The organism is Paenibacillus sp. FSL R5-0908 (assembly GCF_038006245.1).
Lineage (GTDB): Bacteria > Bacillota > Bacilli > Paenibacillales > Paenibacillaceae > Paenibacillus_AQ > Paenibacillus_AQ odorifer.
The window spans coordinates 5,921,750-5,938,388 of the sequence record NZ_JBBOUV010000001.1 but is presented as its reverse complement, the minus strand read 5'-3'; the positions used below and the strand labels follow the sequence as shown (position 1 = coordinate 5,938,388).

Sequence of the window (16,639 nt, the reverse complement as noted above, 5' to 3'; positions counted from 1 at the left end):
AACCAAGAAGAGAATAGGAGTGAAGATACATGAGTAATGTGCCAATGGCGCGTAAAGAGGAAGCGTCCCGGAAGGCTTTTGATGAAGCAAAACAATATATTCCCGGTGGGGTGAACAGCCCTGTACGGGCGTTTAAATCCGTAGGTCTGACTCCGATTTATGTAGATCATGGGATGGGTTCGCGTATTTTTGATATCGACGGCAACAGCTTTATCGACTATGTGCTCTCATGGGGTCCGCTGATTATGGGTCATGCGCATCCTGAGGTTGTGAAGGCATTGCAGGAGACGGCGGTAAAAGGGACAAGCTTTGGCGCCCCAACGCTGCTCGAAACGGAAATGGCAAAAACCGTGGTTGAACGAGTGGCATCTGTAGATATCGTACGCATGGTTAACTCTGGAACGGAAGCTACGATGAGCGCGATTCGTTTGGCACGTGGTTACACGGGGCGCAGCAAAATCTTGAAGTTCGAAGGCTCCTACCACGGTCACGCCGATAGTCTGCTTATTAAGGCTGGCTCTGGTGTAGCTACATTGGGCTTGCCGGATAGCCCGGGTGTCCCAGAAGGCGTTGCAATGAATACCATTACGGTTCCTTACAATGATTTGGAGTCCACTCAGATTGCTTTCGAACGTTTTGGCAATGAGATTGCCGCAGTGATCGTAGAACCGATTGCCGGCAACATGGGCGTTGTTCCACCGCTTCCAGGCTTCCTGGAAGGGCTGCGTAAATTAACTTCTGACAATGGTTCGCTGCTTATTTTTGATGAGGTAATGACAGGCTTCCGTGTTAATCGTGGCTGTGCTCAAGGCTTGTTCGGGATTACTCCGGATATTACTTGTTTTGGCAAAGTTATCGGCGGCGGACTTCCAGTGGGTGCTTATGGCGGCAAAAGAGAGATCATGGAGCAAATCGCTCCTACTGGACCGATTTATCAGGCGGGCACACTTAGTGGTAATCCATTGGCGATGGCAGCCGGATATACTACACTCAAGCTGTTGACACCGGAAGTATATGATCGTCTGGAACAATTGGGTGCACGTCTGGAAGCGGGTTTGAAAAAGAATTCAATTGAGACTGGCATTCCGCTCACGATTAACCGGGTGGGATCGATGGTTTGTCCGTTCTTCACTGAAGGACCTGTAATCAATTTTGAAACGGCTAAGTCCAGTGACACGGATCTTTTCCGTCGTTATTTTGGTCATATGGTAAACCAAGGCATCAGTGTGCCACCTTCACAGTTTGAGGGGATGTTCATATCGGCTGCACATAGTGAGCGAGATATTGATGATACCATTGAGGGCCATTATAATGCCCTGAAGGCCCTTTGAGCATCGGAGCCGGAGAAAGAACCGGTGGTGGCGCTTGGACCCGGCGTGGAGAGTGGCTGGAGGTAACACCCGGCAAAATCATTACTGGAGCCGAGGATCCGCAGGCGATGATTGATAAGTGGCTGCTAGAAACTGTAGGCATGCCCGAGAAACTTCATCTGCGGTTACGCCGCGAGGGAGGCATTCAGTGGAAGGGTGACCGGCTTCGGCTGGCGCTTTTTCCCGATCGTGAAGCGGGGCTTGAACCGATATGGGAAGAGCTTGAGGTGCTGTACGAGGATGATTTTTGCCTGGTAGCTCATAAACCAGCTGGGCTGGCGGTACATCCAGATGGCAGTGGAACAGGTGTAACTCTGGATCACCTCGTAGCTGCGCATTACATCACTTCCGGGGAAAATGTGGCTGTGCGCCATATTCACCGCTTGGACAAAGATACAACGGGTCCGGTGATGTATGCGAAAAATGAGTTTGCACAGTTAGTTCTGGACGAGAATATGCGTGAAAAAAGCATCTCGCGGCACTATGCCGCGATCGTTGAAGGCATTGTGCCGCCTGCGCTTAAGGTGATCGATGCCCCGATTGGGCGCGATCGGCATCACGCTGCTCGCAGACGTGTCTCGCCCGGCGGACAATCTGCCGTGACGCGAATTATCGAGCGCGAGGCACTGCATGGCGGAAGCCTGGTGCATGTGCAGCTGGAGACTGGACGGACGCATCAGATTCGCGTTCATCTCAGCCATATGGGTTATCCCTTGTATGGGGATGACCTATATGGCGGTCCGGTTTGGGCTTCCAGCGCTGCCGGCCGCCATGCCCTGCATGGCGAGGCGCTGTCCTTCCGCCATCCTTGGAGCGGAGAACAGCTGGAAGTCAGCGATCCGTGGCCGGAGGATATGCTGCAGCTGCGAGATTTGCTGTCTGAAGCACCCTGACAGATACGTAAGTAGCTAAAGAACAGTAGAATCAGCAAAAGCTGGTTCTGCTGTTCTTTTTCTATTTTTTTCAGAAAAAAAACATCTATCCATGTCTTATTAATAAAAGCAGCATATAATACTTTGTTCTTACGAAGTAGTGCATCTATCAGCAGGCTGAAGGTTCGGTGAGCTCTTAAATTCATGAAATTTATTAGCATCCTGTCCGGTTAGTACTACCAAAGTTGTCATGCCTCTCTGTTTGAAGCATATACATGTGGGGAGTAACATTTTGGGCTTATGCTCTGGGCCTGTCTCAGGGTTAGATTATGCCAAGAAGGAGGACATATCCCGTGTTTGATCAGTCCCACGGCTTGCGGTTTGATATTTACGAACGCATTCACCTTTCGGAAGAGCTTCCGGGAATAGCTGAGCTGGAGGAGGTTGAACTACTTCCGGAAATACAGGTGATTCAGCGGGAGGATCGGGCCGAGTTATATGGTCAGCTGTTGCTTACCGGGCTTTACCGGAGTGAAGATGACCGAACACAACGTCTGGAGCATGCCATTCCCGTGGAAATCACTGTTCCGCTTACACGCGTCAGCTCAATTGAAGATATTGGGGTAGAGATTGAGAATTTTGATATCGATCTGCTCACGATGCGCACTGTGAATATAACAGGTGTGTTATCGCTGCGGGGGATCGGTGGTGCAAACCCTCAACCTCAACCAGCCTGGCAGCAAGAGGAGTATACAGTCGCCTATTCTCCTGTGAATGATGACAGGGTAGAAGCTACTGCGGAGCTACAAGAACAGGAAAATGATGCACTTTATGAAAATTCTCAGTGGACCTTCGGTGAGGATGCCTCACAGGTTGCTGTAGAAGAACATGAGCATGCCGAAGCGAATGAACAGGAAGCAGAAGAATCACTAGTCTCAAGTGGAGCCGCCCATACGTCCCCTGTAGTCAATTTCTCATCCGGTCAGGAGAAGGACAAGGGAGCTAAAGCACGGACACATAGTCTGGAATCCCAAGTTGATGATGCTAAAGCGGGTTTATCCGATTACTGGTTTAAAGCCGAGGCCCAGAACAAAGAGGTTGAGGTGTCTCAGCTGAATCAAGCAAGCTATGTGAGCGAAGAGAACCAACAGTCGGCAGAGGAATATTTTACTCCTAGAGAGACTGCTGTCCTAGCCGTTAGTGCAGATGCAATTCAGGATATCCCTGTATTCGCTTCTGAAAATGAGGCTAATAACGAGCTTCCTAAGCAAGAAGAGAATACTGCGCCGATTAATGAGAATGCGAACGAAGTTTTTGTTTCACAAGAGAGTGTGGCTTCTCATGAGGAGAAACAAGATCTTAAGATCGCCTTGGGCAGTAAAAAGGAAGCGGAAATTCCGGAAAAAGAACATCTCACCTTCTCCTCTTTACTAAGCTCCAGTCGTGTCCGTAAAGAGCAGGAAGCTCTGCAGTCGGAAGGAAATACATCTGCAGCAGTGGACGTTCCAGAGGTTGGCAATAATACGGAATGGAAGAGCAGATTCATTGCCAGCGCGGATGGAGCTAACATGTTCCGCAAAGTTCGGCTGTGTATTGTGCAGCGTGAAGAAACACTGGATACCATAGCAGAGAAGTATCAGCTAAGTGCGCGGGAGCTGGTAATGTATAATCGCTTATCCGGGCAGAGTGTAGAGGAAGGCCAAGTGTTGTACATCCCGTAATCGAATCGTGATGCGTACACACATGAATAGGTGAATCCCGATCAGGTATTAGGATCGGGATTTTTGCTGTTTCTTTGTTGGAAGGGATGCTTCAGAAGAAATAAGTCGAAATTCAGCCTAAAGTCCCGCTGCAAAGGCGTATCCAGGTTGACTAGGGGGGGCTCAAAATGTATTATGGAGTAAGCAATATCTAAGTAAAGACTGGGAACGGGAAGAGTAGGCGGTCAGCCCTTCAGAGAGCGGAATTGCAAGTGCTGTGACATTCCGTAGGAAACAGCCCCCGAAGTCGCCCCGGAGTCGCCCTTCTGAGCTTATCTTCATACCTGTGAAGGATAAGTTAGGTTGTGGCCGGTAGCAGCCGTTATCTGTACGAGTGTCGCGCTAAGCTTCTGAATCCGTAGGATAAGAAGTGTAGTTTTATTTTTCATTGGCGCGAAACAAAGGTGGTACCGCGAAAGAATGACCTTTCGTCCTTTGAGACGAGGGGTCTTTTTGTTTTTTTCAGAGACCTGTGTGCTCTATACAGCAACTTTATTAACAACTATAAGCAACTACAAGTAAACTAGTGGAGGTATCAGAGAATGGCTGACCAAAACCATCTAACAGCGGCAGATGCTGCTGCTACGAATGAATCTAAAAACGAGATGCCAACAACGTATGATCCGAAGGCAGCAGAACAGAAATGGTATTCCTACTGGACAGAGGGCGGATATTTCCGTGCAGGCCAGCGTCCGGATGCTAAAGCCTATAGTATTGTGATCCCGCCGCCAAACGTAACAGGAATGCTGCACATCGGGCATGCGCTCGATTTCACATTACAGGATATCCTGATTCGTACTAAACGGATGCAGGGCTTCGATACGCTTTGGTTGCCAGGTACGGACCACGCAGGTATTGCAACACAAACGAAGGTAGAGCAGAAGCTGCGCGAGCAGGGGATTTCCAGACATGACCTCGGACGTGAGAAGTTCCTGGAGCAGGTGTGGGATTGGAAAGACAAATACGCGAACACCATTCATGAGCAGTGGGCAAAAATGGGACTTTCCCTTGACTACTCCCGCGAGCGTTTTACCCTCGATGAGGGTTTGTCGAAGGGAGTTCGCGAGGTATTTGTTAAGCTTTATAATAAAGGCTTGATCTATCGCGGTAAACGTATCATCAACTGGGACCCGGCGGCTCGTACGGCGTTGTCGGATATCGAGGTTGAGTATAAGGAAGTTAACGGTCATCTGTACCACCTGCGTTACCCCCTTAAAGATGGCAGCGGACATATCACTGTAGCGACCACACGTCCGGAGACGATGTTGGGTGATACAGCAGTTGCTGTTCATCCTGAGGATGATCGTTATAAAGATCTGATTGGAAAAACGCTGATCCTGCCGATTATCGGCCGGGAGATTCCAATTATTGCTGACGAGTATGTAGATAAAGAGTTTGGCAGCGGTGCGGTTAAGATCACGCCAGCTCATGATCCAAATGACTTCGAGGTAGGTCAACGGCACAATCTGCCGCAGATCAACGTAATGGATGAGAGCGGTACGATGAACGAAGAAGCAGGACCTTACCAAGGTCAAGACCGGAGTGAATGCCGCAAGGCCATCACGGCGGATCTGAAGGAGCAAGGCGTTCTGATCTCTATTGAAGATCATGTGCATCAAGTTGGACATAGTGAACGCTCAGGAGCGGTTGTTGAGCCGTACCTGTCCACACAATGGTTCGTGAAGATGCAGCCGCTCGCCGAAGCTGCCATCAATGCACAGAAGGATGGTAATGGGGTTAACTTTGTACCTGAACGGTTCGAGAGAACCTACCTGAACTGGATTGAAAACGTACGCGACTGGTGTATTTCCCGTCAGCTTTGGTGGGGACATCGTATTCCGGCTTGGTATTCTGAATCTACCGGTGAGCTGGTTGTGGCGAATGACGAGGAAGAAGCGCGCCGGATCAGCGGCTTAACCGACCTGAAACAGGACGAGGATGTTCTGGATACTTGGTTTAGCTCCAACCTCTGGCCGTTTGCAACCCTAGGCTGGCCGAATGAAGACAGTGCAGATTTCAAACGTTACTATCCCAACGATGTGCTCGTAACGGGCTACGATATTATTTATTTCTGGGTAGCACGGATGATCTTCTCAGCGCTGGAATTCACCGGAGAGAAACCATTCTCCGACGTATTGATGCATGGTTTGGTACGGGATGCTGAGGGACAAAAAATGTCCAAATCACTCGGCAACGGTGTAGATCCGCTTGAGGTTATCGAGAAGTACGGCGCAGATGCTATGCGTTATATGATTTCTACCGGCAGCACAGCGGGTCAGGATTTACGCTTCCGCTGGGAAAAGGTAGAGCAGGCGCGTAATTTCGCTAATAAGATCTGGAATGCGTCACGCTTCGCCCTCATGAATCTTGAAGGGGTTAGCTTCGAGAATATTGACATTACTGGTGAGCTAACTACGGCTGACCGTTGGATTTTACACCGCCTGAACGAAACTTCTCGTGAAATTACGCGTCTAATTGACTCGTACGAGTTCGGCGAGACTGGCCGCCAGCTGTACAACTTCATTTGGGACGATTTGTGTGACTGGTATATTGAGTTCGCGAAGCTGTCGCTTTACGGAACGGATGCCGCAGCCAAAGCGAAGACACAGTCCGTACTTGCTTATGTACTCGACCGCACGATGCGCTTGATCCATCCGTTTATGCCGTTTATTTCGGAGGAAATCTGGCAGCATCTGCCGCATGAAGGAGAGACAATTACTTTGGCTGCTTGGCCTGAGTATGATGCTGCTCTGGAGAATCCGCAAGCGGTAGCGGAAATGAACCTGCTGATGGATGTAATCCGGGCCGTTCGTAATATCCGTGCTGAAGTAAATGTACCGATGAGCAAAAAGGTTGATTTGATTATTAAAGCGAGCAATGAGGAAACGCTGAGCATCATTACTCGTAACGACAACTACATCGGACGTTTCTGCAATACCTCTTCTTTCGAAGCTGGCCTGAATCCGGAAACGCCAGACAAGGTAATGTCCGCTGTAGTAACGGGAGCGGAACTGCTTCTGCCTTTGTCGGGGCTGATTGATATTGAACAAGAAATCGCTCGTCTGGAAAAAGAAGTGCAGACGCTGAACAGCGAAGTAGAACGCGTAGAGAAAAAATTGAGCAATCAGGGCTTCGTGGCCAAAGCTCCCGCAAAAGTTATCGAAGAGGAGCAGGCGAAGCAGGCAGATTATTCTGCCAAACGTGAGAAAGTACTTGCCCGCATAGCAGAGCTGAGAGGATAAGAGACATGGATGACCTAAATCGGGGCGGGAGCACCGCCCCTCTTGCGACATATACCGAAGCGGTTAACTGGATCAAGGGCTTGATTCCTTTTGGAATCCGGCCAGGTTTAGACAGAATTGAGATGTTGATGGACAAGCTGGGAAACCCGCACCGTCGGCTGAAATTTATTCATGTGGCGGGTACCAACGGCAAAGGCTCCACCTGTGCTTTTTTGACAAGCGCACTTTTGCAAAGCGGCTATTCTGTCGGCACCTTCACGTCTCCGTATATTACGAAGTTCACGAACAGGTTCCAATATAATAATACGGACATTCCTGAAGAAACTCTTCTTGAGCTAGTGAATACCCTTCGTCCTTTGGTAGATGAGATTGCAGAAACGGAATTTGGCTCACCAACGATGTTTGAGGTAACTACAGCTGTGGCCATTCTATTTTTTGCGGGTGTTTCTTGTCCGGATGTTGTCGTATGGGAGACTGGGCTTGGGGGAAGGCTGGATGTAACGAACATCGTTACTCCGATCGTGTCGGTGATTACAAATGTAGGCCATGACCATATGGATATATTGGGAGATACGCTTGAGAAGGTTGCAATGGAGAAAGCCGGAATTATCAAACCCGGTGTACCTGTTGTTAGCTGCGTAAATCAACCGGAAGTCGTGGCTGTACTCAAGGAGAAAGCGGCGGCTTGCCACTCTACTCTTTATCTTGCCGGAGAAGATTTTAGCTATGAAGCTACTGGAATCCATGCGGATGTGCAGACTTTTAACTTTAAGGGTCCCTTCCGTTCGCTTGAACTTGGGATTGTGATGAAAGGCGAACACCAGATTAGCAATGCGGCAGGAGCCATGATGGTTCTTGAAGTTTTGCGCCAGTATATGGCGTTCATGCTAGAGGATGAAGATGTTCTGGAAGGATTGCGTCATGCATTTTGGGCTGGTAGGCTGGAAGAGGTAAGTAAATCTCCGAGGATCGTACTGGATGGAGCACATAATCCGGAAGGCGCGGAGAGCCTTGCCAAAAGCCTGCCACAGCTCTATAAATACGGTAAATTAAATTTACTTATGGGAATGATGGCAAATAAGCATCATGAATCCTACTTTAAGCATATACTGCCTATAGTGGATACGCTCATCCTGACCGAACCGGATTTCCAGAACAAAATGGACGCGGAGCATCTGCAGGTTATCGCAGAAAGTCTGCGGGATAAATATGCCAAGGAAAACTTGGTAATCATAGTAGAACATAATTGGGGAAAAGCGCTGCAACAACTGAAGTCGATTACAGCGGAGGATGACCTTGCCGTCGTATCTGGTACGCTGTATTTGATTTCTGACGTGCGCGGTACACTTTTGCAGCAACCCGATACTGAAAAAGGCTGGTGACGACTGTTGGATACTACTGAACGTGTGCATTTTATAGGGATCGGCGGCTACGGTATGAGCGCGATTGCCCGAGTAATGCTAGAAATGGGATATACGGTTACGGGCTCCGATGTGGCTGCCCAAGAATTGACGGATAAATTGATTGCTAAAGGTGCCAAGATTTATATTGGGCATACAGCAGAACAAGTAAAAGGTGCGGATCTGGTCGTGTACTCTACGGCTTTGTCCAGCGATAATGTGGAATGGGTGGAAGCAGAGCGTCTTAAGATTCCAATTCTGCACCGCTCACAAATGTTAGCCCGTTTATTGAACGAACGTAAAGGGGTAGCCGTTGCCGGAGCGCATGGTAAAACAACTACATCCTCTATGATCGCACTTGTAATGGAAGAGTGTGAAGTTGATCCTACGTATATTATTGGCGGAGAGATTATGAACGTCGGTACGAATGCAAAGGCAGGACAAGGCGATTATGTAGTGGCGGAAGCGGATGAGAGCGATGGCTCTTTCTTGCACTATCACCCTTGGCTTGGAATTGTCACGAATGTGGAAGCAGATCACTTGGAGAACTACGGCGGAGATTTTAACCGTCTCAAGGCTGCTTACGTACAGTTTATGAACCAGACCCGTGAAGACGGCACTGCGATTGTGTGTGCAGATGACGAGAACGTGATTTCTTTATTGCCTGAAGTGTCAGGTAAGGTGATTACTTACGGCATCAAGTCGAAGACTGCAGATTATATTGCAACAGACATCGTTCTTGGCGACCGTCAGGTTTCATATACGATGAACCATAATGGCGTAGTATTGGGACAAATTGAACTATCCGTGCCAGGCCAGTACAATCTGTATAATTCAATGGCTGCGGTTATCGCTTGTTTGAAATCAGGAATCTCTTTTGAAAAAATCGCTGAGGCGATTGTGAAATTCCATGGTGCGAAGCGCCGTTTTCAAGTGCTCGGAGAAGTCGATGACATTCTGGTCATCGATGATTATGCGCATCACCCAACTGAAATTCAGGCGACAATCAGTGCTGCTAAGGCAACGGGGAAACGGATTATTGCCGTATTCCAGCCTCAGCGGTATACACGTACGTTCTTCCTGCTAGATGCCTTCAGCCGTGCCTTTAGCGAAGCAGATGAGGTGATCATCACCGACATCTACTCTCCGGCAGGTGAGAAGCAGATTGAAGGGGTTACATCTGCGAAGCTGGTTGAGCTTATTGTGCAGAACAGTAACGCCGGTGCAAGACATCTGCCAACCAAAGAAGATGTGCTTGCTGATCTGAAACCTCGTATTGCCCCAGGTGATCTGGTGATTACGATGGGCGCAGGCGATATCTGGAAGGTTGGATACGCATTGGCGGACGGCTTGAAGAAGCGTTAATACAAACACAGGCCTACACGAGAATATTCATATTCTCTTGACCATAGCACTTCCCCCCGAGCTCCGTGCAGGGGGAAGTGCTTTTTTGTATACTTAAGCAGTGTATGTACAATCTAAAAAATGAAATAAATAGGGTATTTGCTGAACCAGCCATTGAGTGCTATAGTGCTGTCAGTAGAGGATCAATTTTTCCGTGTAGGTGGTGACTCATGGACTCCCAGCTTGATATCAAAACGTTAGTGTATTTATTTATTTTTGGAAATCTATTTATATTGCTGCTGATAACCAATTACCGGAGGGGCGCTCCTAAAGACAGGGCATCCACCTTATTCATACGCTCCAAGGCGGTGCAGCTGCTCTTCTGGTGTTCATTATTATTATGGGGTCATATCCCCCGCGCTTTATCCATTCCACTTAGCAACGCTTTGATTCTTTTAGGCTGCTGTCTGGAGATTATTGCTTTACTACTGATGATGGGAATCCTTGGGCAGCGGATAAAGTTGTATTACATAACGCTTTCCATACTTAGTTCGATTACTTTTAGTATTGTTGCGATCTTCTTTCATCATTCCAGCTGGCGCATAGCCTGTACCTCACTATGGTCGATACTGTTTATTGTCTATCCGGCTTACCACCTCACGGTGAACCCCAAAGGCACGCCTCTTCAGAAGATACTCGGAATATTGTTTTACGCTTTTGCAGGGATTATGCTGCTCCGCGCGATTGTTGCATTGATTTGGGAGCCAGAGATGAACGTGTTCACAACTAATCTTTCGCAGTATTTATATTATCTGGGGATGTATTTATTGTTGATTGTGGGAGCCGCAGGCTTTATTCTACTTTCTAACGAGCATTCCTTTGTAAAACTGAAACGAATCGCTAGCTACGATGATTTGACTGGAATCCTTAACCGTGGAGCATTTCTTGAGGAAGCTGAAGTACGGCTTGAGAAGGCAGTTGCTGAGCAAGAGTACTTTTCGTTTATGCTGCTGGATTTGGATCATTTCAAAGAAATCAATGATACATACGGCCATGATACCGGCGATGTTGTTCTGGAAGAATTCGCATTGACGATTAAGGACAACCTCGAAAACAGCGATTTATTTGGCAGGCTTGGCGGCGAGGAATTTGCAGTTATACTTTGCGGGCTGGATGAAGCTGGCTGTGACCGGAAAGCTGAAGTGTTACGAAAGGCAGTAATGAAGACGCCTACACAAAAACTCTTACAAGGCTATACAGTTAGTATAGGTGTAATTACAATCATGCCGGATCAGGAGATCTGGATAAATAAGCTGTACAAGCTGAGCGATAAAGCGTTATACCAAGCCAAACAAGAAGGAAGAAACCGAGTGATCAGATACAATTATATTTATTGAGCTTGGAGAATACAGGGGGTGAAATTCACTAACATGCATCTGGATCTCAAGACACTGCTGGTCTGCCTCTTTATGTGGCAATCCTTTACGGTATTGCTTATTGTTGTCTATCGTTTGCGTTACGCGCAGGAACGGACTTCTACCCTGTTTGTCACGGCAAAATATTTGCAGCTGGCAGCTTTAATTCTCCTTTTGCTGAATGATTTCACAGACTCACGACTTCCCATTCCTATCAGTATGCTGCTTGCTTTAGCTGGAGGTACGCTGGAAAGCTTAGCGCTTCTGATGCTTCTCAGAGTTTTTGGGAGTAGGGGTGAACGATATTATACGATCCTGTTCGGAGTATCCATTGTCATCGTAGTGCTGCTGCATTTAATTATGCCAGATGAGCGGTTCGTTATGGCTGCAACTTGTCTATTTGGGATTATGATCCTAGCTTTGCCTGCTTACATATTAGCTGTGAAGATTAGAGAGACCTCTCTCCAGCGAACCATAGGACTGTTGTACTTTGTTGTAATTTTAGCGCTGGTCAGCAAGGGACTTGAACCGTTTTATTCGATGTTAGGATGGAATGCACAGACCTCTCACTGGCTGCAGATATTTTTTTATCTGGGGATTTATTTGCTTATGTTCTTAGGAACTGCAGGCATCATGCTGCTATATAGGGAGGATTCCTTCACGGAATTGGAGCGGGTGGCCACTTATGATGTGTTGACAGGTATTTTGAATCGCAGATCCTTTGTACAGCGCGCCCGGCCTTTAATAGCTGCCTTAGCAATGAAGAAGTTGCCATATTCTTTTTTACTGCTGGATGTGGATCACTTTAAACGCATAAACGATACCTACGGCCACAATACCGGCGACCACGTTCTGAAGGATCTGGCTCATAAAATAAAACAGCAGCTTGGCAATGGCGATCTGTTCGGAAGATTCGGTGGTGAGGAGTTCACTGTTCTGCTGCATAGAGCCGATGAACAAAACAGTGATATGATTGCAGAGCGGATGCGCACAGCGGTTACAGGGGCGGTCATTCATGGTGTACCCTTGCATTACACGATAAGTATTGGCGTCATCACAGTGGATTCAGGTGAACGATACTCATTGAACACTCTTTACAAACTTAGTGACACTGCATTGTATCAGGCTAAGAAGAAGGGCCGGAACTGTGTAGTTAGAAGTTATGACAACTAAAGTGTCTTCCTTTCGACAATAAGCGAGGGAGACGCTTTTTTTGTATGCAAAGAGGCGTAGTACATATTACCTAACGATTACAATTTCTATCCATAGAGCAATTCATGATTATGTATGGCGTGAAAAAGGGGGTTTTAATCTATTTTTTAGAAAATGTGGCGTTTTATAAGGGGAAATCGTGATAGAATTTTGGAAACTCAGAAAAAAACTTAAAAAATTTTAGACTTCTCCTATAAATCGACAAAACTTTTATGTGAAATGAGTTACTATTGAACTGCATCTAAAGTTTCAGTTAGTAGATGGGGGTTTTTATTACAAAATACAAGGAGCCAGAGTCATGCGAGAAAGAATGCTGTTCCTATCAGCCCAGAATCAAAGCGCAGAGGATCTAGAAGGAGAAATGAGAACAGGGAGTATTCTCGAGATTTTGCTTGGGAAATTTGATATAGATTTGCTGACGTACGGCAGTGCCAACCAAACCGTGTCTATAAATGAGCGGACGGCACTTACGGTTCATAACATTAACGAAGATTATACGACCTGGAGGCCAATGCTGCGCCCCTTACATAAACTGCGGAATTTCTCGAATTTAAGTCATATAGATAAAGATATGAAAAACACTATTTTGGAGCTTTGCCGTTCCAATAATTATAAGCATGTATTTATATCGCATGTCCTACTGGGAAAATGTATTGATATGGTGCGGAGCTTGCTTCCAGAAGCCAGTGTGATCACAGATACCTATAGTTTTGCAAACGGAAGCGGAGGATCTGCCGGAGAGACAGGGAAGTTAAGCAGGAAGAATCCCTATAATAAACTCAATGCCGCATGGGATCGTAGGAATAAACGGCGAATAATGAATAAAACGGGTCTACTTTTAGCAACCTCGGAATGGGATGCACTAGCGTTCAAATCTCTATCATTTGCCGATGCCCGTAAGGTTCATGTTGTCCCTCATTTCATCAAGATGAATGAGTACGAGACTTTTGCAGAGCCTGTGACTAAAGAAAATTCAATTGTGCTGCACTGGAATATGAATATGAGACTGGGAATAGATGCAGCCCGAGTATTCTTTAAAAAAACCTATCCCATGATTAAGGAGCAAGTGCCCGATATCAAAAGTTATATTATCGGCTCAGAGGTTCACCCGGAGGTCATGACTTTGATTAAGGAAGATGAATCGGTCATAGTCACTGGACCTGTAAATTCCTCTACTGAATACATACGACGGTCTAAAGCTGTTCTGGTGCCTATCCTTGAAGGCTGCGAAGTTTCTAGAAATATACTGGAATCCTGGGCGCTTAAAACGCCGGTGGTTACTAGCTCTATCATGTGTGAGAAGCTGAATTGTGAGCATAACCGAAATATTTTGCTGGCTAATACCTCGGTTGAGGTGGTTGGAAGTGTACTGAATTTACTGAAAAATCCTGAGCTTGGCGCCATTATTGCGGATCGTGCGCATGAGACTTTGTTGAAAAATTACGAAATGAATCATGTTAAGAGTAAGATTCTTAGTCTTGTATAGAGGGTTGTCAGACATGCTGCTTGCCGCTCTTGACAACAAATAACCCGCGAGGACCATTCAAAGTCCTACGCGGGTTATTTGTTGACAGGATTTTAGAGCAAGTTGCGGCGCAGTTCTTCTGGTGATTTTGGAGACAACATCCCAAGTGGAATATCGAAAACAGTACGCGCTCCTTTTTGACCTTCTTGACTCATACGCTGAGCAGCTCTGGCATAAGCCACAAGCACACTAGCTGTAAATTCAGGATTGCTTTCCAGCTTCAGACCGAATTCAACAATTTGTTTCGTGCCTTCTCCTGTTACACCACTGCGAATAACGAACCCGCCGTGCGGAATACCGCTGTGCTGAGCTGCCAGTTCTTCTTCAGTGATGAAAGTAACCGTAGTATCATAATCTGCAAAATAGTTCGGCATATTCACGATTTCTTCGCGAATACGCTCTTGATCCGCACCTGCCTCAGCTACTACAAAACACTCTCTAAGATGTTTTTCACGAGTAGTAAGTTCTGGTGTTTCACCCGCACGGATGGCCTCGATAACCTCTTGTACTGGAACCGTATATTGTACGCCACCTTTAACGCCTTCTACTCTGCGAATGGCATCGGAGTGACCTTGGCTGACGCCTTTACCCCAGAAAGTATATTCTTTACCTTGTGGCAGAATAGCTTCAGCTAGCAGACGGTTCATGGAGAACAGGCCTGGATCCCAGCCCGTAGAAATTACGCTGAGTGTTCCGCCTTGTTTAGCTGCGGCATCAACGGTCGCAAAGAACTCAGGGATTTTGGCATGAGTGTCAAAGCTGTCCACGGTATTAAACATCCGGGCAATAGCTGGTGTCTGTTCTGGCAGGTCGGTAGCCGATCCTCCGCACAGAATCATAACATCCACTTTTCCCTTATATTGTTCGACGGCAGAGATATGCTCGAATTTCACACCGGTTTCACCGGCTTCCAGTTGTCCAGGCTCTCTGCGCGTAAAGATCGCAACCAGCTCGATATCTTCACTTTGGTTAATAGCCTTACGTACACCTTTTCCTAAATTACCGTAGCCCACAATTGCTGCTTGAATTTTTTGTTTCAGAAAAAGCCCTCCTAAACTGTAATGAACTAAAATCCTATTTCTAGCTTAACTAGTATAGTGTACACTTTTAGCTCTTTTTATATAGTATATAAAAGTTACATGTAATGTAAACTGAATCCGTATAACTTTCATTATTCATTTGGCTATAAAAATAGCATATCTCTCTATTGTCTATCATATATTTCCATATAGATTAGATGAGGTGAGGTGTTACTGTTGAATAACGGAAGAATGACATTCCGATTTGACGTGAATAAGGACGAGCCTAAGCCAAAACCGCAGGTAGTGGAGCGCTGGTCCAGTGGCGGACTGGGCACAGCTGAAGAATATGCAGAGGAGTTGCGCAAGGAGGTCGGTCCAGCACAGCAGCATACTTGGGTGCATGAACCTAATTTACGCTCTACGCGTGAGGCACCACCGGAGGATGCTTACGACTACTACTCAGGAACTGTAGATCCACGCCAGCAAGAATGGGACGAACAGGATAGAGATTTCAGAAATACGCAGCAATCGTATCTGCTTTCAGATTTGGTACTGGATGACAGAGATAAATCAGCAGAGGTTTACACGGGAAGTTATGGAGGCTCATACCATACTCGTCGCCCATCGTATTGGTGGAAATTATCCCTGTCTGTGGTGGGGGCGATCGGCACAGGTCTACTGCTTGGGTATGCGGCGCTTTCCTTTTTTTATGGAGGAAACATGGACAGTAGTTCAGGAACCGGGATAACAGATACATTGGCTACTTCAGGGCAGACTTCCGGAGCTAATGATCCAGCAGGTGTAGGAACCTCGGGATTGCCGGTTACGGGCACAGATGATGCCGGCAAAAACAGTATTCCTGTTCAAGTGGCTGCGCAAAGCTACTACCTGCTGCAGTATGGCGTATTCAGTACGCCGGCAGGCGCGGAACAAGCTAGACAAGAGCTGTTGGACGCTGGCTTGGCTGCGGGCTTAGACCCTGCTGACGGAAATCGTGTATATGCCGGAATGTCCTCTGACCGTGAACAAGCTAAGCTGCTCAGCAGTGGTCTGAAGAATCAAGGGATTGAGCTTTATGTGAGAGAGGTGGAGCTTCCCGGAGTGGAACGATTAGGATTTGCCGGAAATGCGGAGGCTGTGAATAGTTATTTTGCGGTGAGTGGACAGTTGCTCAGTGAACTAAGCAGTCAATCTGCTTCGTTACTCAGTGACGGGCAAACGGATGCGGCAGCTAATACCTCAGCTGTGAGTGATCTTCATCTCCAATGGAGTGAAGCTGTTAAAGCTCTGGAGCAAGGCATAACGCCTGAAGCCAAAAGCATTTGCGCAGCGCTAGAGAAATCTATGAGCCAAGGAATTTCAGCACTGAGTGAATATAACAAGAACAAGGCGCAAGCCCTGCTTTGGGAAGTGCAGGAGTCCATGCTGAGCTTCTTGACCAGCCAAAAACAGCTGCTGTCTGCTATGAATTGAATGC

The 16,639-nt window shown here is 47.1% G+C and carries 11 protein-coding genes; 10 read left to right on the top strand and 1 reads right to left on the bottom strand.

Annotation, left to right across the window (positions count from 1 at the left end; all coding sequences use genetic code 11):
• Positions 1–29: 29 nt before the first annotated feature.
• The 9 genes from hemL (at position 30) to MKZ09_RS27010 (ending at position 14,101) form a co-directional block, all read left to right on the top strand.
• Positions 30–1,331 (top strand): glutamate-1-semialdehyde 2,1-aminomutase, encoded by a 1,302-nt coding sequence (hemL, locus tag MKZ09_RS27050; protein WP_370511192.1) that lies wholly within the window; start codon positions 30–32, stop codon positions 1,329–1,331.
• Positions 1,328–2,263 (top strand): RluA family pseudouridine synthase, encoded by a 936-nt coding sequence (locus tag MKZ09_RS27045; protein WP_256715206.1) that lies wholly within the window; start codon positions 1,328–1,330, stop codon positions 2,261–2,263. The genes hemL and MKZ09_RS27045 overlap by 4 nt, the downstream gene beginning before the upstream one ends.
• 332 nt (positions 2,264–2,595) lie before the next feature.
• Complete coding sequence (locus MKZ09_RS27040) at positions 2,596–3,963, top strand: LysM peptidoglycan-binding domain-containing protein (RefSeq protein ID WP_076208333.1); 1,368 nt, start codon at positions 2,596–2,598, stop codon at positions 3,961–3,963.
• 581 nt (positions 3,964–4,544) lie between these two features.
• Entirely contained in the window at positions 4,545–7,244 is a 2,700-nt protein-coding gene (locus tag MKZ09_RS27035) for a valine--tRNA ligase (protein WP_076129400.1), read from the top strand.
• Positions 7,245–7,249: 5 nt separating this feature from the next.
• Positions 7,250–8,626 carry a bifunctional folylpolyglutamate synthase/dihydrofolate synthase gene (locus tag MKZ09_RS27030; protein ID WP_076208336.1) on the top strand — a complete coding sequence of 459 codons (1,377 nt, stop codon included), beginning with the start codon at positions 7,250–7,252 and terminating at the stop codon, positions 8,624–8,626.
• 6 nt (positions 8,627–8,632) lie between these two features.
• Complete coding sequence (murC, locus tag MKZ09_RS27025) at positions 8,633–10,009, top strand: UDP-N-acetylmuramate--L-alanine ligase (protein WP_036685137.1); 1,377 nt, start codon at positions 8,633–8,635, stop codon at positions 10,007–10,009.
• A 209-nt stretch (positions 10,010–10,218) separates the two neighbouring features.
• Complete coding sequence (locus MKZ09_RS27020; protein WP_076208338.1) at positions 10,219–11,385, top strand: GGDEF domain-containing protein; 1,167 nt, start codon at positions 10,219–10,221, stop codon at positions 11,383–11,385.
• Positions 11,386–11,403: 18 nt separating this feature from the next.
• Positions 11,404–12,576, top strand: a complete 1,173-nt coding sequence (locus tag MKZ09_RS27015) for a GGDEF domain-containing protein (protein ID WP_143767395.1) — start codon at positions 11,404–11,406, stop codon at positions 12,574–12,576.
• A 337-nt stretch (positions 12,577–12,913) separates the two neighbouring features.
• Positions 12,914–14,101, top strand: coding sequence for a glycosyltransferase (locus MKZ09_RS27010; RefSeq protein WP_076208344.1), 1,188 nt, complete (start codon positions 12,914–12,916; stop codon positions 14,099–14,101).
• A gap of 92 nt (positions 14,102–14,193) precedes the next feature.
• Here the strand turns inward: MKZ09_RS27010 and MKZ09_RS27005 are convergent, their stop codons facing one another.
• Positions 14,194–15,180 carry a diaminopimelate dehydrogenase gene (locus MKZ09_RS27005; RefSeq protein ID WP_076208346.1) on the bottom strand — a complete coding sequence of 329 codons (987 nt, stop codon included), beginning with the start codon at positions 15,178–15,180 and terminating at the stop codon, positions 14,194–14,196.
• 216 nt (positions 15,181–15,396) lie between these two features.
• Between MKZ09_RS27005 and MKZ09_RS27000 the strand changes: the two genes are divergently transcribed.
• Positions 15,397–16,635 (top strand): SPOR domain-containing protein, encoded by a 1,239-nt coding sequence (locus MKZ09_RS27000; protein WP_076208348.1) that lies wholly within the window; start codon positions 15,397–15,399, stop codon positions 16,633–16,635.
• The last annotated feature ends 4 nt before the right edge of the window (positions 16,636–16,639 follow it).

Coding starts and splice junctions, on each gene's coding strand:
- MKZ09_RS27010 (WP_076208344.1), top strand. CDS start 12,914: ATGCGAGAAAGAATGCTGTTCCTATCAGCCCAGAATCAAAGCGCAGAG.
- MKZ09_RS27020 (WP_076208338.1), top strand. CDS start 10,219: ATGGACTCCCAGCTTGATATCAAAACGTTAGTGTATTTATTTATTTTT.
- MKZ09_RS27030 (WP_076208336.1), top strand. CDS start 7,250: ATGGATGACCTAAATCGGGGCGGGAGCACCGCCCCTCTTGCGACATAT.
- MKZ09_RS27035 (WP_076129400.1), top strand. CDS start 4,545: ATGGCTGACCAAAACCATCTAACAGCGGCAGATGCTGCTGCTACGAAT.
- hemL (WP_370511192.1), top strand. CDS start 30: ATGAGTAATGTGCCAATGGCGCGTAAAGAGGAAGCGTCCCGGAAGGCT.